Source organism: Streptomyces sp. GbtcB6, assembly GCF_019091475.1.
Lineage (GTDB): Bacteria > Actinomycetota > Actinomycetes > Streptomycetales > Streptomycetaceae > Streptomyces > Streptomyces hyaluromycini.
Genome location: NZ_JAGXJL010000016.1, coordinates 1 through 17,017 on the forward strand (window position 1 = coordinate 1; position 17,017 = coordinate 17,017).

The window sequence follows — 17,017 nt, forward strand, 5'->3', positions numbered from 1 at the left end:
TAGGTGAAGGCGGAATACAGCATGCCGAGCGAGTGCGGATAGGAGATGGAGTTGACGAGCTTGAGGCTGTCGCCTTGACCGTGCCAGACAGTGGTGGTCTGCCATTCGCCGACACCGTCGATGGTGAGGGTGGCCGCGCTCTCGAAGGGGGACGGAAAGTACGCCGAGGCGGCGTGCGAGCGGTGATGCTGCGAGTTCTCGGGCCGGGGCGGCGTGCCCCGGTGCAGGTCCAGCAGTTCCCGATGGACGACGTCGAGTGCGTCTCGCTTCCAGCTCCGCCACTCCGGATACACATGGGCGAATGCGGTCATTCCCTTGGGGCCGGCGCTTGCGAACGACGATCTGACCCGCTCGTACTTCAGTTCCGGATCCTCGTAGTACGCGACGGCGTCCAGTTCGTCGAGGGTGATTCCAGCGTGGTCGAGGCAGTACTCGACGGCCCGGCGAGGGAAAGACCGGTCGTGGCGGATCCGCGTGAACCGCTCCTCTTGGGCGGCCGCCACGATGATGCCGTCCTTGACCAGAGCAGCCGCACTGTCGTGATAGAAGGCAGAGATTCCCAGGACGTAGCTTGACATCAGACGCCAATCTTGACGGGAGTTACGTGCAGCAGAGAGCCGCCGTCGGCGGGCCGGGGCCGAGAGGGACGTCCACGGAGTCGCCGGAGCCGGCCGATCACGCTCCGCTTTGACGGCAACGGCGCAAGGGATTCGTAACCGATGCGCACTCGCTCCCACTCATTCGCATGGTCAGTGGGGTCGCCCATGTTCACCCGCTCGCGCATATAGGTGTCGATGGATTCGGCGGCCCATGCGGAATGCCCGGTGGACACGTTGTCAATCGTGTTGTGAATGTCGACGAATCGCGTACTGAAGCCGTGGTGCTTGAGAAAGCGTCGCGCCGAGCGGTAACTGCCGCCGACGCCCGAGAGCTCCATGGCGAGATTCATCCCCAGAATCTCGGGCAGGAAGGTGACCGGCAGCTTTCCCAGGCACAGCCAGTACACCGGAAGCCGCAGCGATTCCTCACGGATTCGCTCGTCGAAGGCGAACCCACGGCTGCCGGTGGGCGGCAGTTCGACGCCCATCTGCCGCAGCACCTGCCGGTAGATGACCGGGTGGTTGAGCTCGATCTGACCGTTGCCGAGTTCGTCCCAGTAGGTCTCGAACAGAGGCGCGCCGATATGCGAGGACGCCAGCTGGACGTCGGTGAATCCCTGCAGCCACGAGCCGTCGATGAGGGTCAGCGGGGCGAGTTGAACGGTCGAGTCGATGACCGCCTCACGGGTCGGCAACTCCTCGCTGTCGGCCGTGGCGAACTCCCGGTCGTGCTGGTCATGCCGGTCCAGCAGCCAGGACCTGAGCGCTCCGGGCTGCCACTCCCGGGGGAGCGAACGCCCCGCCCTGTCCAGGGAGTCGCGGGACAGGTCCAGCCAGTCGCGGACGTACTCGACCGCGTACGCACGCGTCTGAGGCGTCAGCGCCCGTCCCTGAAGGACGTAGTAGGCCTCGCGAAGGCCGTCGGGGACCATTCCCACTTCGCTGGGTGCGCAGGCCTGAACGGGACTTGCGGGGTACTGAAAGCCCGCGTCCCGCCCATCTGTGGGCACCGCTGTTCCGGCCGCGGGGCCGGAGGCTTCGGAGTCGCGCGGCTCCTGGCCCGCGGCCGGCAGATGGTCTATCCAACGCCGGATGACGGCCAGGTCCGCGGGGCTGAAGATCCGGAACATACGGCCACGTGCGCCGACGAGTCCGTTGACCAGAGGGCTGCGAGCGGAGTCGCCCGGCTTGATCAGCTTGCTCCGGGCCAGGGCCCGCAACAGGGGCAGCGGCTCCTCACGCGATTCACGGAGCCAGGTCGCCAGGCTGCGGCCGTCGAGGGAGAAGTCATGGTGGTAGACGGCGGCTTCCCTGGCGCGTCGGCGGATGAGCGCCGCCATGGCACGCTCGGGATCCACGGCGCTCTGGCAGGCGTCCAGCAGCCGGGTGCTCCACGCTTCCAGGGCGTCGACGATCCATGCCGCGCCGGCGGTGGCGCGGAGGACGGCCTCTTCGCCCAGTTCGCCGCAGGCTTCCAGGACCTGGGACGACAGGTCGAGCAGGTCGCGGGCGTCGGTGCCGCCAGAGCCCGCGCTCAGATCGAGACGCGGCCAGTCGATCACGGCTTCGCCGGCCGCTCGCAGCGCTTCCCAGCAAGGCAGGAGCCCCGCTCTTCGCATGGCATGGTCGATGCCCACAAGTTCGAACAGGAACCGGTCGGGCCGTCGGCTCAGCGCCTGCAGAACGGCCGGCAGGGCGAACATCTCGTCGTGGATGTCGTCGAGGCTCGGCAGATGGTCGGCCTCCAGGGCTATCTCGGTCAGCGACCGGCGCTTGAGCAGGAGGCGGAATTCGGCGTAGCGGGAGGCGTCCGGGCGCCCTACGCCCACATCGTGCGCCAGCAGCGTCATCGCCTGGAGTTGGACGACGTCCTCGAACACCGCCGGGGCGCTGAGTGCCTGAAGCGTGCAGCCCAGGGTCGACGCCATCGGAGCGGACTGGATCAGAAGTGCGCGTACGGCGTGTTCGACGCCGTCCCCGTCGCTCTGTTCCAGAAGACGGCCGAACGCGACGTGCCGCGTCTTCTTCCACTCGGCCAAGCGGTCGAGGACGTCGTCGAGCGATGCGTGGTCCTGCCGCGCGGGGTCTGTCACCTGCTCCATCAGGGAGCGTACGTGCGCGCTGTCGAAGAAGGTCTCAGGGTTGACAGCGCGCCGGAATAGTTCTCGCCACATGAGATCTCTGCATCCGTTTGGTTTGGGCGCCGGCGTCTACGCAGTCGGCGCCGGGCGGCGGTTGACTCAGAACATCGGATAGATCGAGGAGTCCGGCTTCTTCTTCTGCCGCTTTCCGAAGAGTCGAGAGAAGAAGGAAATCAAGGCCTTCATGGCAGAACCCGCCTTTCGCGGAGATGCGTTTCCAGGAGATCGGTCTAGATGAGGTCGAGGAGTTGCTTGGCGACGAAGTCGTGACCGTCGTCGGTGAAGTGGATGCGGTCGACGAAGAGCCACTGGTCGGAAGCAAGCCGGTCGGCGAGAACAGGACTGAGGTTGATGAAACCGACGCCCTTGCTCTGGGCCCACTGCTCGATGAGTGCCGCGTACTGGAGGTTGACCTTCTCCTGAAGGATGTCGCCGTACGTCTCACTGAAGCGGCCCAGCTTGTCCAGTTCGGCGAACAGCCTCTCCTCCTCGTCGCAGCCCTTCTCACGTACCCAGCCCGCGAGTGGCTGGAGCACATAGGTGAGCTTGGCCCCGAGGTCCTCGGCCACCACGCGCCAGAGGTCCAGATGGCGCAGGGTCAGGTCCCCGGCGTAGGCGATCTGCTCTTCCATCGAGGGGATCTGGAAGGTCTCCGCGGGCGCGTTCTTCCCGCCGAGCAGCCGCTGCATCATCGACGGATTCTTCTGTGCTGCCGCCGCCCGGTCGGCGTCCGTGCCGAAGGCGTCGAAGAACTCGTTGCAGTTGAAGAACGCACCGTGTTCCCCGCGCATGCTCGCGGGCAGCCGCGCCAGGCCCAGATTGTTGAACCCGGAGAAGAGGACGATCTCCTCGACCTTGGGAAGCAGGTGGCGATAGAGCATCAGGAGCATCAGTTCCTGCGTGGAGTTGAAGCTACGGCCGCCGAAGTTCAACCACGGCTGCTCCCGGGGGTCGTTCGCCGTCAGCCGCGAGGAGAGAGTCCACGCATCCGAGCTCGCGCCGATTCCGAACACTGTCGAACTGCCGGCGAGAACCCTGACGGAATCAGTGCCCTTGAGGTCGGCAGCAGAATACCTCAGCCCGTTTGCCTCCGAGTACCGGAAGCCCGACGTATCGGTGCTGACGGTCTTCGAGTGGTGTTCGGCCGGATGAAAGTACATGAGGTACGGGAGCCATCGGACTTCCCCGCTGTCTGCGAACTTGGCGTCATAATCGAGCATCTGGGGCGTGAGTGTGGCCCGGTCCGACATTGTTCCCTGCCTCTTCTTTCTTGACTGTCATGGTTTCCCTGACGCCCGAATGACGTCGGCGGCCGGCCCGTTATTCGGGGTCTTCGACCAGCTCTCTGACCGGGAAGAACACAGCCGCCAGCAACGGCAGTGCACCGGCGACGAGGAAGGCCCAGGCAAGGCCGATCCCCTCGGCGATCACACCGGCGAGCAGCGAGCCGACCGGGAAAACCCCCCAAGTGATCCACCGGTACCCGGCGTTGACACGCCCGAACAGGTCCGAGGGAACGGTCGTCTGCCGGTAGGACACGACGGCCACGTTCCACACGATGCAGACCAGTCCGTAGCCGAGCAGTCCGGCAGCCACGATCGGCACGGACGGCACAGCGAGCATCAGGTAACTCACGCCGAGGCCGAATCCCCCGTAGCGCATGACTCGTTGCTGCCCGAACGACTCGATCACCCGGCCGGCGAAGGGTCCCGCGATAACGCTGCCGACGGCGAGGCATGCCAGCAGCAGTCCGTAGTAGACCTGGGAGAGGCCGAGTCGGCCGGGTGCCACTGCCCACAACGGCAGCAGTGTCAGGGATATCGAGTACGAGAGGTTGTTCGCGGCTCCGGCAAGGGCCAGTCTGCGGAGATCCGGACGGCGGCCCAAGTAGCGGAGTCCTTGGCCGAGTTCGGCGACGAGCGCCTTCACGGACGCATCACGTCGCCGGGGACTTGAACCCGTCTCGGGAGCGTCCGGCTGGGCGGACCTCGACGCCGACGGCAGCCGGCCGAGCGCCAGGACGGTCACGGCGTACAGCACCGCCACCGTGGCCAGGCCCTGCCCGGAGCCCAGAGCGACGACGACGCCGCCCAGGGCCGGCCCCAGCAGTTGCGCAAGGAGCGTCTGGGCCGACTGCACCGTCGCGTTGGCCTTGGGCAGTTGTTCCGGCCGGACCAGCCGCGGCAATGCCGACTGCGCTCCGACGTCCACGAAGGTCCCCGCGCATCCGATGACGAACGCGATCACGGCGAGCAGCCACAACGGCAGTTCACCGAGGACCGCCAGTACGCACATGGTGGTGAGGAGGACCAGTCGCAGCAACGAGGCCGCCCGCATCACCCGGATCGGCGCCAGCCGGTCGTTGGCAACGCCCGCCGGCAAGGTCGCCACCAGCCAGGGCAGCCGGACGGCGAACCCGACCAGGCTCACGGCCGCCGCCGAACGGGTGGTGTCCAGGGTGATCAGCGGAACCGCGATCCGGTAGATGCCGTCGCCCAGGTCCGAGGAGAGGATGGCCGACTGATACAGCCGGAACACTCTGCCCAGCGGTGTGTTCCTGGCGGTGGTCCGATCGGACCGCGGTGATTTCAGCATGCCCCGTCCACGAGCACAGCGGAATTCATCAGGGCGCCGTGGTGTGCGTTGAGGACCAGTCCGCTGCCCGGCACGCCGTGCCTGACCAGCACGCCGGAGGCCTTACCGCCGAACAGGTACGGCCCCACGACGAACGGAACTCGCGCGTGTTCCACAGCGCCCGTGTCGACGTGCGAGAACGGCATCTCCATGCAGTCCGGTTCGGCGAAGCGCTGGAGCACGTATGGATGCCGTGAGTGCGCCGCGTCGGCCAGGGCCGCGTCCCATTCGGCATCGGAGGCCGAGAGACCGACCACCACGCCCGAGCCGCCGTAGCCGTTGGAGGGCTTCAGCACCAGTTCGGCGCGGCGGGCCCGAGCGTATGCCAGCAGTTCGTCGTCCACCGTGCCGGGGGTGGACAGCAACGCCGTCCACGGCACGTGCCGTTCGACCAGTATCCGGTCGTCCTCGGCAAGCCGGTCGCGATCCGCCCACAGCCAGGCCAGGGTGGTCTTGTCACCCAGCACCCACGGTGACTCCGTCGTGTGCATCCGCACTGCCCCGCTGTGCACCGCGCGCACCAGGGCGGTGAGGCCGGGGCCGGCCGGCTGGTCGACCGGTTGGAAGAGCCTGAACACGGCGTCGACCCGTCGTCCGCGCAGGCTGATCGTCCCGTCGTTCTCGGCGACCAGGTCGTCCAGGGAGCAGGCGACAGTGTCCATGCCATGGCGGGCGCCGCTCTCGCACATCGGCGCCAGCCAGTCCTGGAAGATCTTCGCATCCTCCAGTCCCGGCACGGTGCCCTTGCTGAACACGGGAATGACGACGTGGTCACCGTCGGAGAGGCGGAGCGACGAGCGGATCACCGAGAACCGTGCGTCGACGGCGGAAGGGGGTGGGCCGAACGCGGGCCATCCATCGCCCGCACGGCCCTGAAGAAGATCGCAGAACCGCCTGGCCAGCAGATCCGCGTGGTGGGTGCCTCCGGTCGCACCGTCGATGTTGATTTCCACGAACATCGGCACACCGGACGAGTAGATGATGTCCGGGCGTGCGGACACGAGCAGCTCTTCATCGAGCGGATCGGCCTCGCACACCAGGGGAATGTCCGCCCGCGGTACTCGCAGGACGTCCACAAGCTCACCGACGGTCCGCGCGCGGCGTCTGCACGCATCGAGGACCAGTTCCATCAACCGCCAGGAGATCGAGGCGAGTTGCTCATAGCCTGACCGGTCGAGGTACAGCGGCCGCAGCGGCTGCCAGGTGCCCTTGGCGCCCGAGACGCCATCGTTCACCTCGCCGATCCGGCCGGCCGCGTACTCGGTGATCTCTTTTCGGATCCAGGACGGAAAGCGCTCCCACACATCAACGGGGGCGCCGGCTTCCGAGCCGATCGCTGCCATCGCTCGTTCCATCCTTTACAGGGCGTACTTCGCCAACTCGAACTCAAAGGCGTCTTCCAGGTCGGCAAGCAGCTCCAGCCCCTGTGACCTTGCCTGTTCTGGCGTTGCCGCCGACAGGCAGCAGAACCCGAAGACGGTGTAGTTCCCCAGCTGTCTCGGGATGTGCTGGCCGCTGCGGAGATTGAGCGAGTGAGCCAGCGGCTGATACTTGAGTTTCAGCTGTTCGATGCGCGTTTCCACGCCTTCGGGGAGCGTTCCGCCGGAAATGCTGCCCAGGGCAATCGATATGCCGGCGGAGCCGAACGGAGGTCGCACGATCCCAGGCTTCTCACCCAGATGTTCCTGCACCAGCAGCCGAAAGACGTCGTCACCGGTGATGTGACGGTACACAAAGGGCGCCATACCCCCCATCATCCGCCCGTTCACCTCGACCAGAACCGGCCCGCCGGAACTCATGATGAATTCGACGTGATAAACGCCCACGGTCAGCCCGAGTTCAGCGAAGACATCCCGCATATATGTGTCGACCGTACGCTGCTCGGCGTCCGTCAGACCTGCCGGAAGCACTGCCGCCACTTCCACCAATGGATTGTGTGTCGCCTGCTCTCTCCGTGCGATCATGAATATTTCGAGGTCACCGTCATTGGCGATGATCTCGGCGGAGTACAGGACGCCCTCGACGAATTCCTCGACGAGCAGCTGGTTACTGATCCAGGTGTCCAGCGCCTGATGCATCGCCTGCCGCGACGTCGGCAGCGCCTCGAAATATTCGGCGAGTTCGTCCTCGGACCGGATGATCGCCACACCCTCTTTTCCGGCACTACGGCTGGGCTTGACCACCAGCGGCATGGCCAGGGCGTGCATGACTTCGATCGCTTCCCGCAGTGAATCCACTCGGGCATGACGCGCGGATCGGATTCCCGCGGCATGCAGGGCATCCCGGCAGCGATCCTTGTTGACCGCCGTCTCCATGGAACTCACGGAGGTCCCTCTGATACCGAGCTCTTGGGCCGCCCTGACCGTGGGCATCACCGCCGGTTCGGAGGTCGTCAGAACCGCATCGATCGTGCGTCGCGCCTGGATCTGCCGCAAGGCCCCGATCAGCTCGGACTCCACGTCGCCGATCTCGACCACCTCGTCGGCGAATTCCAGAGCCGATTCCCGGCGCTCGCGCGAAATCCCGGCCACGTTCAGAAGCGAGTTTCCGGTCGGGAATACAAATGTTACGAAGTGGCCCATTTTGTGCGCGGTCTCGAGGGCCGCCAGCGCAGGACCGGTGCTGTCCACGAAAACTACGTGAGCCACGGCGTTCTTCTCCTACAACGTGGGGGGATCGACTAGTTGTGCGTATCGCCGATCGGAGCAGGGCGTGTGCCGACATGAGCGGCGAACCTGCGGGCATGGTCGGCGAGATCCACGGCGATCCGGCCGGGGACCGGGGCGTCCTCGGCGCTGAGGAGGCAGTGGATGAAGACCGCGCCCTTGCAGTCGCCGGCCTCGAAGCGCAGGGCCTTCTCGAACTCGTCGGCGTCCAGGACCTGCACGGCACGCCGGTATCCGGCGCCGCGGGCCCAGTCGCACAGTTGCATGTGGGCCGACGGCACCAGCTGCCCGCCGGTCGAGGCGTACTCGCCGTCGTCCAGCACCACGTGGATCAACGGCAGTTCGGGCAGCGAGCCGGCCACCATCAGCCCGACCGGATTCATCATGTGGCTGCCGTCGCCGTCGACGACCACGGTTGTCCGGCCGGCACCGAGCGCCACGCCGATGCCGAACGAGGCAACCAGGCCCATCGATCCGGTCATGTAGAAGTGGTTGGCGCGGTCGGCGATCTGGTTGGCGATCCGGCAGGAATAGCCGGTGGTGAAGATGATCGGTTCGTCGGCGAAGACATCGACGACCCGCTGGACGGCATTGGTCTTGTTCATGCGTGAACCCGCCATCCGAAGGTAGCGGGGCCGATCAGGACGGCCGCGGTTTCCCGCCGCTGCCTGACCCGCCCATCGAGCCAGTCCATCAATTCGCCGAGGTCGCGGTCCCCGGCCAGCCGCCTGGTGGCGACACCCAGTTCGGCCAGGATCGGCTCGGTCAGGCGGCCCATGCCCGTGTTCTCCTGCGTGGTGTCGGGCGCTTGCCCCCGCAGACTGACGATCAGGAGCATCGGAATCCGGTACGGCATCACCAGGGAGGCCAGCGCGTTCACCGACTGCCCCAGTCCGGAGTTCTGCATCAGCACCACGGGTGTGCGGCCGGCGAGCGCCGCGCCCGCGGCCACCCCGACGGCGTTGTCTTCCCTGGGGATGGTGAGCAGGGTCGCCTTGTCCTCGACTGCGCCGAGCAGCGGGGCCAGCACTCCGCAGGGCGTTCCGAAGAACGGCCCGTATCCGTTTCCGACCAGCTGGTCGGCGAATTCGACGGCCAGGTCGCGTTCCGGCGGAACGGCCGACGCCGCGCCTCGGATGTCTCCAAGTTCAGCGGTCATCAGGATCCGGTCCCACCTGCCGCGCGGATGAGCTCGAGCCCGATCGCCACCTGCTCGTCGGACAACGGCGTGAGCGGTGCGCGGAGATGACCCGCGGGCATCCCGAGCGCGTTCATGACGGACTTGACGCCGATCGGGCTGCGGAAGGAGTACAGATACCTCATCACCGGCCAGACCTTGGCGTACAGCGCACGGAACGCCTTGAGGTCGGTGTTTTCGTCCCAGGGCTCGGAGAGCTCCGCGAACTGGCGGGGCAGGACATTGCCGCCCGCGCTCGCTATCCCCCGGGCACCCAGCGCCATCGGGCCGACGAGGATGTCCTGGTCCGGGGCGTCATCCGCCATGAAGCACACGTCCGGGTGGCGCGGCATGAACTCGCCGAGCCGGCCGGTTCGCGACGACCCGTCTTTGTGCAGCATGATGTTCGGGTGGCTGAGAAGCTCGTCCACCGTGGCGGTGTCCAAGTCTGTCATCATGCGCGACGGATTGTTGAATATACCGATGGGAATCGGGCTGCGGTCGGCGATTTCGAGGAAATACCTGGCGGCCTGTTCCTGATCGGGTCCCATATGTGCGGGAACCGTCAGTACCGCCCCTTCCGCTCCGTGGTCGGCCGCCACCAGCACGCGCCGAAGGGAGTCCTCGGTGTGCCGGCCGGTACAGGTGATCAGGTAGGGCAGTGAGCACTTCTCGCTCAGCACCTTGGCGGTGAACTCATCGAATTCGATATCGGTCAGAGTCGCACCCTCGCCGGCCACGCTGAGGAGGAACAGTCCCGCTGTCCCGCCCTCTTCCTGCAGTCGTACCAGTTCAGCGAAGGCACCGTAGTCGATGCTGCCGTCCTCGTTGAACGGGGTGACTACGGCGACCAGGGATCCTTGAAAGGCCGACAATTTTTCGAGACTGTCCATTGAAAGTTCACTTTCTCGTCCGTGATCATACCGACTCAAATTGTCGGCATGCCGCACCCTTCCTAGGGCTCCGTAATAGGCTCGATGAGCGAGACGGAAGCACGATACGACGCGGATGAATTCGCCTGACAGTACAGCGGCACCTAGGCGAACCCGCCGACTATGCCTCGATCGTGAATCCAAGGATCTTGCCGCGATGGGCGGAGGCGCGAATATGACCCGCAGTGATGTAGCGGCCGCGCGTGCATCCGGTTCCCTCCCCCCACTTTCAGTTGCCCACCCTGCGGGTGTGCCGCGCTTCTCGAATCGCCGCGACAGGGGCCTGTACTGCACGCACCCCGCACCTCAGGCCGCGAGATGCGATCGTCCGACTGGCTGATCGGCCCGAGCGGGCACGCTACCTGCGTGACAACCGTGAGTCAATGATGAGTCATTCACATGACTGGCATGTCGAGGTCGAGGGTCAGGCCACCCGTCCGCCAAGCATCCATTGCCTCCGTAGGGGCGAGCAACTCATTTCTCTGCCTGGTCTGATCCAGGTTGACACCTTCGATGCCTCGCGCGTCTTTGCCAGTCATTAACGTGACAACGCTGGCCAAGTGCCGACAATCGCCGGGCTCAAGTCCGCGGGCTCAGCACAGAGGAGTGGCTCAATGGAGCATGGCAGGGGCAGCGGTGCGATCAGGGCGAGCTGGAGGGCGGCCGCCGGCCTGGGGCAAGGTGGTCGGCTGTCTTGGGGCGGGCGACGCGGAATGGTGCCCGCCAGCCGGTGGAGCCGATCAAGCATGCGGAACAACACTCAGGTCGCGGCCCTGAATGCCTTTGCTGGTAGACCTGTTGGGGCTACCGGAGTCGGGACCGGCGACGACTTCCGCACGCCTCGCGGCGGGACCTACCCGCAATGGTTTGAACAGCTGTGCGCCGGCTGTTCCGGCTCGCCCGAGTGGGCTGGCCGCAGCAGCTGGATACCCTGCTCGACCAGATGACGTTCGAAGTCGCGGTCGAAGTGGTTCATGTCGCCGATCAGCCTCTGTTCGGGCCGGTCGGCGGCGAGGTTCGGTTCAGTCGCGAGCAGGTCCAGTGGGGTCTCGCACTCGTCGGCCTTGGCCTCGGTCAGGGTGAAGGTGATGTGCAGGCCGTGGAGGGTGCACACCAGGTGCAGGCGTAGGCCCCAGAAGAAGCGGCTGTGGCCGGCGCAGTACCCGTACTCGGCCCATCCGGCCAGGTCGGAGGGCTTGACGGTCCCGCGTGAGCGGCCGCACTTCATCGGCGTGGAGTCCACGATCCACGCGTCGTCGCTCCATGCTGAGGCGTCGGTGGCCAGGCGTCGGGTGACCCGACCTAGTAGTCCGGCGGCCTTGCGGCGTCCCGCCCGCCGAGGTGACCGCGAAAGCGCGTACCGACGCGCGCCCGTACCCCAAGCGCCGTGCCCCTCGGCCCGCTCGGCTTGGCAGCCGACGACCGGTGGTCTCATGACGCTGCGTGTCGTCCGTTGACTGGACAGTCATTGACATGACAGTGATTGTCACGCGAGGCTGGCGCGGTTCACGTTTTTTCAGTGCCCGAAGCGACACAGGAGTAGGCCTATGGAGTGTGTGGTCCAACCCAGACCTGGGGTTGCCCGACCATTTTCCCGAAGGGGTTGGTATGCCCCGGATTCAGGCTCGACCGTCGGTGTTCGTGGTCGCCAATGCCTTCCAGGCTTCAGCGGCCAGGTCCAGAAATCCGGCTGCTTCGGATTCGATGGCCACTCGCCGGAAGATATCCCGTCCGGACGTCACTTCGCCGAGCCCAATGAGGGCGGACGCATGCACCAACTCAGTGCGCGCTCGGTCGTGGTGAGCGAGCGTCCCACTTTCAAGCGCGGCTTGTGCGCACTCCAGAGCCTCGCGATACCGCTCGGTCAGCAGATACACACGAGCGCGGACAGCTCCGAGTTCCGCCTCGTGTGCCTGGTGGCCCACGAATCGCAGTGCGCTTTCGGCTTCATCGAGCCAGACTTCAAGCCGCGGTGTGACGCTCGGTCGAGCTCGAAGAGAAAGCGACGCGGCCGCTATCCGCAGCCGCGCCCATGCGAGCAGGTCATCGCGACTGTCCAGTTCCGTCAGGGCCTGCTCGATCAGGACCATCCCCCGCTCCGCCAGCCCGCATCTCACGTAGACGCCTGCTGCAGCCCACAATGCTTGAGCCCGGAGACGCGCTGGCACATTCTTGGCCTGCGCCAGCAGAGACGGGATCCGTTCGCTGGCCTCGGCCGCAAACCCGGCTTCGGTCTCCGACGCCAGGAGTGCCAGGGCCGAACGGACTGCCAGTTCGGGGTGACTGGTGGAGGAGGTCTGTAGCAGTGCCGCGGCCCGACGGCCGGCGGCGAGCGACTCCGCCAAGTTCCCCAGAGAACGTTCCACGCCCGCAAGCTCGGCGAACAGCCGGACCTGGACATCGATGGTGGTGTCAAGACCGTTGAGCTCCGTGAGCCGCCTCAGAAATTCGGCCTGCCGGTCAGGCTTCCTCAGTTCGCGGTATGCAACGGACAGCAGCCAGAGCGCCTGCCACTCACACAGCGGCTCGCGCTCCGTGGATTTGCCCTCGAGTAGATCTACGACTTGGGCATAGTCTCCATCCGCGAGGGCGATGTTCGCGGCGACCAACGCTGCATCGTGCGGGAATTCCGACTCTGCGTCATCCGGCTCTACGAGTTGCTCGACTGACACCTGGAGCACCTCGGCCAGATGGGTGACTGTCTCTCGGGATGGAATCCGTGTGCCGCTCTCCAGCCGTGAAATGTAGCTCGGAGACACAGGCCCGCCTGCGAGGTCGGCCTGTTTGAGGCCAGCGCGGTCGCGCAACCGCTTCAGTTGGCGTCCGAATTCAGGCTGGCTGATATTCCGCAAGTGTAATCACTACCTGACTGAAGAGAACCATGATACGTATAATCCGTCATGCTGGCTTCTTGATCATCGCGATCGCGGTGATCGCACCACTGCACCATGGGGTGACCGGGCAGGCCCCGGCTCCGGCTGAGACAACCGGTCGGGTCGCCTCATACGTCGCCGTGACTAGTAGCGCGTCGACAGACGAGATCGAGTGGCCATAGGACATCCTTAGCATGACCATTGGCGTGACTCAAGATGACTTGAAAAAAAGTCCTGGTCCGTCACTGAGCCTTTCCCAGTCATTCCTAATGCGGTCTGTCAAGCCACGAGGGCACTGGGGCGGGGTCAGTTCGTAGCGCCGTCCGTCGCGTAGGAGGGCCCAGAGGACATTGACGCGGCGGCGGGCGAGGGCGGGGACGGCCTGGGGGTGGCGTTTGCCCTCGGCGCGTTTGCGGTCGTAGGACTGACGTGACTCATCGCAGTGCCGGATGCTGAACAACGCCGAGATGTAGAAACGCGTTGGTCGCGAAACCGGGCCTCGATGTCCTTGTCGAGATCGGCAACCTGCTGGTTGAGGTGCAGCACCTCCTGCGCCGGCGTGTGCACCAGCTCCGCGGCCAGTTTCTCGCCGGGCAGGCTGGTGTGCTGCCGCTCGGCGGCTTGGACGGCAGTCTCGGCGAGCCGGTCCGGGCGGACGACGTGGCGGTTGCGCAGCCAGGTCTCCAGCCGTTTGACGCCGATTCGGCGGATGGCGTCGGGGGTCTGGTAGCCGGTCAGCAGGGTGAGCGGGCCGATGTTGGTCAGGTCCAACGCTCGTTCCAGGCCGGGGAAGACACCGGTGAGCTGGGCTCGCAAGCGGTTGACGGTGCGGGTGCGGTCGGCGACCAGGTCCATGCGGCGGCCGGTGAGGATCTGGAGGTCGGTGATGGTCTCGTCGCCTGTCCGTAAGGGGTGCAGGTCACGGCGGACGCGGACCTGGTCGGCGATGACGGCGGCGTCCTTGGCATCGGTTTTACCCTCGCCGCGGTAGCTCTCGGAGGCGCGGTGGATGGCCCGGCCGGAGATGTAGTGCACCGCCTGGTCATGGTTGAGCAGGATCGCGATGGCCAGGGCAGCTCCGCCGTCGGCCAGGTCGATGCCCCAGGTCACCTCCTCGCCCAAAGACAGGACGTCGGCGAGGAGTTCGAGCAGTTCGGGCTCGTCGTCGGCAACACGTCCGGACAGCAGCCGGCGGCCGTCCTCTTCGATGGCGACGCAGTGATGATGGACTTCGCCTGCGTCGATGCCGGCCCAGATCACGGCACAGGTTCGGCAACGTGGCGGACGGGCCGGACCGTGTGCGGTGTTACGGCTCCGATCTGACGGAGGCGGTGGCAGGTCATCCGGCCACTGCTGCCGGTCCCCGCGTGGCTGCAGGGGCGGGGCGGGGGGCCGGAGGGTGATTGCCACCGCGTGATGCTGGATGCGGTCCGCTACGTCGTCGACAACGGCGTGAAGTGGGTCAATCTACCCTGTGACTTCCCGCCGTACCGGCGGGTGCACACCTTCGCCCGCCGCTGGCAGGTGACAGGTCTGCTTGCCGAGTTCCACGACCGGCTGCGTGACAAGGTGCGCCAGAAGGAAGGCCGTTCACCGGACCCGACGGCCGCCATCGTGGACTCGCAGTCACTGCGGGCAGCGTGCCGATTTGGCCACCGGCCAATCCCCTACTCGACTGGCCACCGCGACACCGGGTGGACGATACGAGCCGTATATCTCCGCGCCGTCACCCACTCGCACGGCACGCATTCGACCCGGATCCGACCCGGCCAGTTTGTTCAACGGGTAAACATGAACTCTGACCTGCGGAAATAGAGAGCGGCAGACGAGTCGGGCTGTACGCCGGGTTCTGTTCCGAGGGTTCCTCGCGGAGCCCTCGGCGACGGCCATCCATCTAGGGCCGGTGTTGCCACCGGCCTCGTGCGGTCTACCCGGGGGCTCGGGCGGGCAGCCCTCGAACGTCCCCGCAGGGTCGCCTGTTACAGCGGCCCCTCTTGACCTTGCTCCGGGTGGGGTTTACCTAGCTGCCCAGGTCGCCCTGGGCACTGGTGGTCTCTTACACCACCGTTTCACCCTTACCGAGGACCGAGGTCCCCGGCGGTTTGCTTTCTGTGGCACTGTCCCGCGAGTCGCCTCGGGTGGCCGTTAGCCACCACCCTGCCCTGTGGAGCCCGGACGTTCCTCGGGAAGCCCCCCGTCAAGGGGACTCCACGCGGCCGTCCGCCCGGCTCGTCTGCCGTGTCGACCATGTTACCGGGCGTTCCGGCCTCTTCGGTGCCGAGGCCATCGTCGCCAGTACCGACCCCGTCAGGATCAACGCGAAGGACACGGCGATCGTCGGAGTGAAGCTCTCGCCCAGGAACAACGCACCCGCCGCCACCGCCACCGCCGGGTTGACGTACGTGATCACCGTCGAGCGGGTCGGGCCTATCTCCTTGATGAGCTCCAGGAAGGCCACGAAAGCCACCGCCGTGCACAGGACGCCCAGGGCCAGGAGGGAGATCAGCGCGTTCGTCGAGGGGAGGGAGGAGGGCCAGGTCGCTGCCGCCGCCGGCGCGTAGACCAGGGTCGCCAGGGTCAGGCACGGCGCTATCAGCTGCAGCGTCGGGACGTCCTTCAGGCGGCGGGCCGCTATCAGGGGCGCCGTCGCGTAGCCGATGACCGTGAGGAGGACCTCGCCGAGGGAGCGGGCGTCGCCGCCGGTCAGGTGGGGGATGGTGAGGACCGCTACGCCGGCGAGGCCGATCAGGAGGCCCGTGATGCGCCGTACGCCCAGGTGCTCCCGTTCGCCGCCGAAGTAGCGCGCCGCCACCACGCCCACGATCGGTACGCCCGCTATCAGGAGGCCCGCCGTCGAGCTGGACAGGTGGCGTTCCGCGTCGGTCAGGGTGAACCACGGGCCCATGATCTCTATGCACGCGAAGGCCAGCATCGGGCGCCAGTGGGTGCGGACGGTGAGGAACAGGCCGCCCTGGCGGATCGCCAGTGGGAGGAGGAGCAGCGCGCCTACCGCGCAGCGGGCGAAAACCACCATTGACGGGGACACCTCGTCCACCGCCACCTTGATCATCAGATAGGGGATGCCCCAGATCACTCCCATGAGGGAGAACAGGAACCAGCCGCGTGCAGTCATGCGCCAAGCATCGGTGTTAGTACCGTGACGCGTCTTGAACGCTGTTGCGGTACGCCGCCGGGGTCACCCCCAGTACCCGGCGGAACCAGCGGGTCATGTGGGCCTGGTCCGCGAAGCCCACGAGCGTGGCGGCCTCCGCGGGGCGCAGGCCCGTGTCCAGGAGGGCACGGGCCCGGGTCACCCGGTACTGGGCCAGCCAGGCGTACGGCGGGACGCCCATCGTCGTACGGAAGGTCCGGAGCAGCTGGTAGCGGGAGAGGCCGAGGTCGGCCGCCAGGTCGGCGAGGGAGGGCGGGCAGGTGAGTTCGTCGGCGAGGCGGTCTCGGACGAGGAGGGATATGCCGTGGGCTCCGGGGATCTCGTCCCTCGCCGGTCGCGCCGTGGAGTGGCGGTGGGACAGAGCGGTCAGCAGCCAGGGGAGGCGGGTTTCGGCCTCCAGGGGGTCCGGGCAGGCGGCCAGTTCGGTGTGGGCCTGGCGGAAGGCCGCGGCCAGTTCCGGGTCGTCGACGACCGGGTCCCGGAAGTGCGGTACGGCGTCCAGCGTGCCGTCCGCCAACAGGGACGGGTCCGCGTACAGGGCACGGTAGGCGTAGCCGTCGGTCGGGGTGGCCGGGCCGCCGGTGTGCATCTCACCGGGGGCCAGGACGACGATCGAACCGGGGCCGGTGTGGATGTGGCCGCCCCGGTAGGCGATCACCTCGGAGCCGTCGACGCACACCCCGATCGTGAACTCGGCGTGCGCGTGCGGGGCGTACACGTGCTTGTCGAAGCGCGCCGTCAGCATGTCGAGCGGCGGGCCGCAGCGGCCCAGCCGTGCTCTTGTCCACCGTGCGTGTTCAGCCACCTTCGGCACCCCCTTGCG

At 66.5% G+C, this 17,017-nt stretch carries 13 protein-coding genes, 1 other RNA gene and 3 pseudogenes; 2 read left to right on the plus strand and 15 right to left on the minus strand.

The window, feature by feature from the left end; translation table 11 throughout:
• The 3 genes from KVT45_RS26055 to KVT45_RS56475 form a co-directional block, all read right to left on the minus strand.
• Window positions 1-578: carbamoyltransferase N-terminal domain-containing protein (locus tag KVT45_RS26055; RefSeq protein ID WP_302832553.1), on the minus strand; the 578-nt coding region annotated here is incomplete at its 3' end.
• Complete coding sequence (locus KVT45_RS26060) at window positions 578-2,701, minus strand: iron-containing redox enzyme family protein (RefSeq protein WP_217551457.1); 2,124 nt, start codon at window positions 2,699-2,701, stop codon at window positions 578-580. The genes KVT45_RS26055 and KVT45_RS26060, both read right to left, overlap by 1 nt.
• Window positions 2,702-2,970: 269 nt before the next feature.
• The gene (locus tag KVT45_RS56475; RefSeq protein ID WP_254647376.1) at window positions 2,971-3,630 is read right to left on the minus strand and encodes an SGNH/GDSL hydrolase family protein; all 660 of its coding nucleotides are present in this window, start codon (window positions 3,628-3,630) and stop codon (window positions 2,971-2,973) included.
• A 10-nt stretch (window positions 3,631-3,640) separates the two neighbouring features.
• Between KVT45_RS56475 and KVT45_RS56480 the strand changes: the two genes are divergently transcribed.
• Window positions 3,641-3,892 (plus strand): hypothetical protein, encoded by a 252-nt coding sequence (locus tag KVT45_RS56480; RefSeq protein WP_254647377.1) that lies wholly within the window; start codon window positions 3,641-3,643, stop codon window positions 3,890-3,892.
• A 168-nt stretch (window positions 3,893-4,060) separates the two neighbouring features.
• On the opposite strand, the gene KVT45_RS26070 is transcribed toward KVT45_RS56480, so the two are convergent.
• The 9 genes and pseudogenes from KVT45_RS26070 to KVT45_RS26110 all read right to left on the minus strand — a co-directional run.
• Entirely contained in the window at window positions 4,061-5,278 is a 1,218-nt protein-coding gene (locus KVT45_RS26070) for an MFS transporter (protein ID WP_308310867.1), read from the minus strand.
• 50 nt (window positions 5,279-5,328) lie between these two features.
• Window positions 5,329-6,717, minus strand: a complete 1,389-nt coding sequence (locus KVT45_RS26075) for a hypothetical protein (protein ID WP_217551462.1) — start codon at window positions 6,715-6,717, stop codon at window positions 5,329-5,331.
• Between the two features lie 15 nt (window positions 6,718-6,732).
• The gene (locus KVT45_RS26080; RefSeq protein WP_217551464.1) at window positions 6,733-8,004 is read right to left on the minus strand and encodes an ATP-grasp domain-containing protein; all 1,272 of its coding nucleotides are present in this window, start codon (window positions 8,002-8,004) and stop codon (window positions 6,733-6,735) included.
• Window positions 8,005-8,054: 50 nt separating this feature from the next.
• Window positions 8,055-8,645 carry a thiamine pyrophosphate-dependent enzyme gene (locus KVT45_RS26085; RefSeq protein ID WP_217551465.1) on the minus strand — a complete coding sequence of 197 codons (591 nt, stop codon included), beginning with the start codon at window positions 8,643-8,645 and terminating at the stop codon, window positions 8,055-8,057.
• A complete protein-coding gene (locus KVT45_RS26090; RefSeq protein ID WP_217551467.1) occupies window positions 8,642-9,199 on the minus strand; it encodes a thiamine pyrophosphate-binding protein in 558 nt (185 codons plus the stop codon). The genes KVT45_RS26085 and KVT45_RS26090 overlap by 4 nt, the downstream gene beginning before the upstream one ends.
• On the minus strand, window positions 9,199-10,110 hold the full coding sequence (locus KVT45_RS26095; protein WP_217551469.1) for a dihydrodipicolinate synthase family protein: 912 nt from the start codon (window positions 10,108-10,110) through the stop codon (window positions 9,199-9,201). The genes KVT45_RS26090 and KVT45_RS26095 overlap by 1 nt, the downstream gene beginning before the upstream one ends.
• An 896-nt stretch (window positions 10,111-11,006) precedes the next feature.
• Window positions 11,007-11,473: pseudogene (locus KVT45_RS26100) on the minus strand (transposase); the annotation flags it as partial.
• A 295-nt stretch (window positions 11,474-11,768) separates the two neighbouring features.
• Window positions 11,769-13,001: a helix-turn-helix domain-containing protein gene (locus tag KVT45_RS26105; protein ID WP_217551473.1), complete on the minus strand. Its 1,233-nt coding sequence runs from the start codon at window positions 12,999-13,001 to the stop codon at window positions 11,769-11,771.
• Window positions 13,002-13,347: 346 nt separating this feature from the next.
• Window positions 13,348-14,282: pseudogene (locus KVT45_RS26110) on the minus strand (IS110 family transposase); the annotation flags it as partial.
• A 111-nt stretch (window positions 14,283-14,393) separates the two neighbouring features.
• Here KVT45_RS26110 and KVT45_RS26115 point away from each other — a divergent pair.
• The gene (locus KVT45_RS26115; protein WP_254647393.1) at window positions 14,394-14,837 is read left to right on the plus strand and encodes a transposase; all 444 of its coding nucleotides are present in this window, start codon (window positions 14,394-14,396) and stop codon (window positions 14,835-14,837) included.
• 7 nt (window positions 14,838-14,844) lie between these two features.
• Here the strand turns inward: KVT45_RS26115 and rnpB are convergent.
• From rnpB to KVT45_RS26130, 3 genes and pseudogenes are all read right to left on the minus strand, one after another.
• An RNA gene (gene rnpB / locus KVT45_RS26120) (RNase P RNA component class A) lies at window positions 14,845-15,254 on the minus strand.
• 115 nt (window positions 15,255-15,369) lie between these two features.
• Window positions 15,370-16,155, minus strand: a pseudogene (locus tag KVT45_RS58470) (DMT family transporter); the annotation flags it as partial.
• A gap of 16 nt (window positions 16,156-16,171) precedes the next feature.
• Window positions 16,172-16,939 carry an AraC family transcriptional regulator gene (locus KVT45_RS26130; RefSeq protein ID WP_217551694.1) on the minus strand — a complete coding sequence of 256 codons (768 nt, stop codon included), beginning with the start codon at window positions 16,937-16,939 and terminating at the stop codon, window positions 16,172-16,174.
• Between the last annotated feature and the right edge of the window lie 78 nt (window positions 16,940-17,017).

Bases quoted from the DNA above. Each gene is read 5' to 3' on its own strand.
- KVT45_RS26060 (WP_217551457.1), bottom strand. From the start codon at position 2,701: ATGGAGCAGGTGACAGACCCCGCGCGGCAGGACCACGCATCGCTCGAC.
- KVT45_RS56475 (WP_254647376.1), bottom strand. From the start codon at position 3,630: ATGCTCCTGATGCTCTATCGCCACCTGCTTCCCAAGGTCGAGGAGATC.
- KVT45_RS26075 (WP_217551462.1), bottom strand. From the start codon at position 6,717: ATGGCAGCGATCGGCTCGGAAGCCGGCGCCCCCGTTGATGTGTGGGAG.
- KVT45_RS26085 (WP_217551465.1), bottom strand. From the start codon at position 8,645: ATGAACAAGACCAATGCCGTCCAGCGGGTCGTCGATGTCTTCGCCGAC.
- KVT45_RS26090 (WP_217551467.1), bottom strand. From the start codon at position 9,199: ATGACCGCTGAACTTGGAGACATCCGAGGCGCGGCGTCGGCCGTTCCG.
- KVT45_RS26095 (WP_217551469.1), bottom strand. From the start codon at position 10,110: ATGGACAGTCTCGAAAAATTGTCGGCCTTTCAAGGATCCCTGGTCGCC.
- KVT45_RS26130 (WP_217551694.1), bottom strand. From the start codon at position 16,939: ATGCTGACGGCGCGCTTCGACAAGCACGTGTACGCCCCGCACGCGCAC.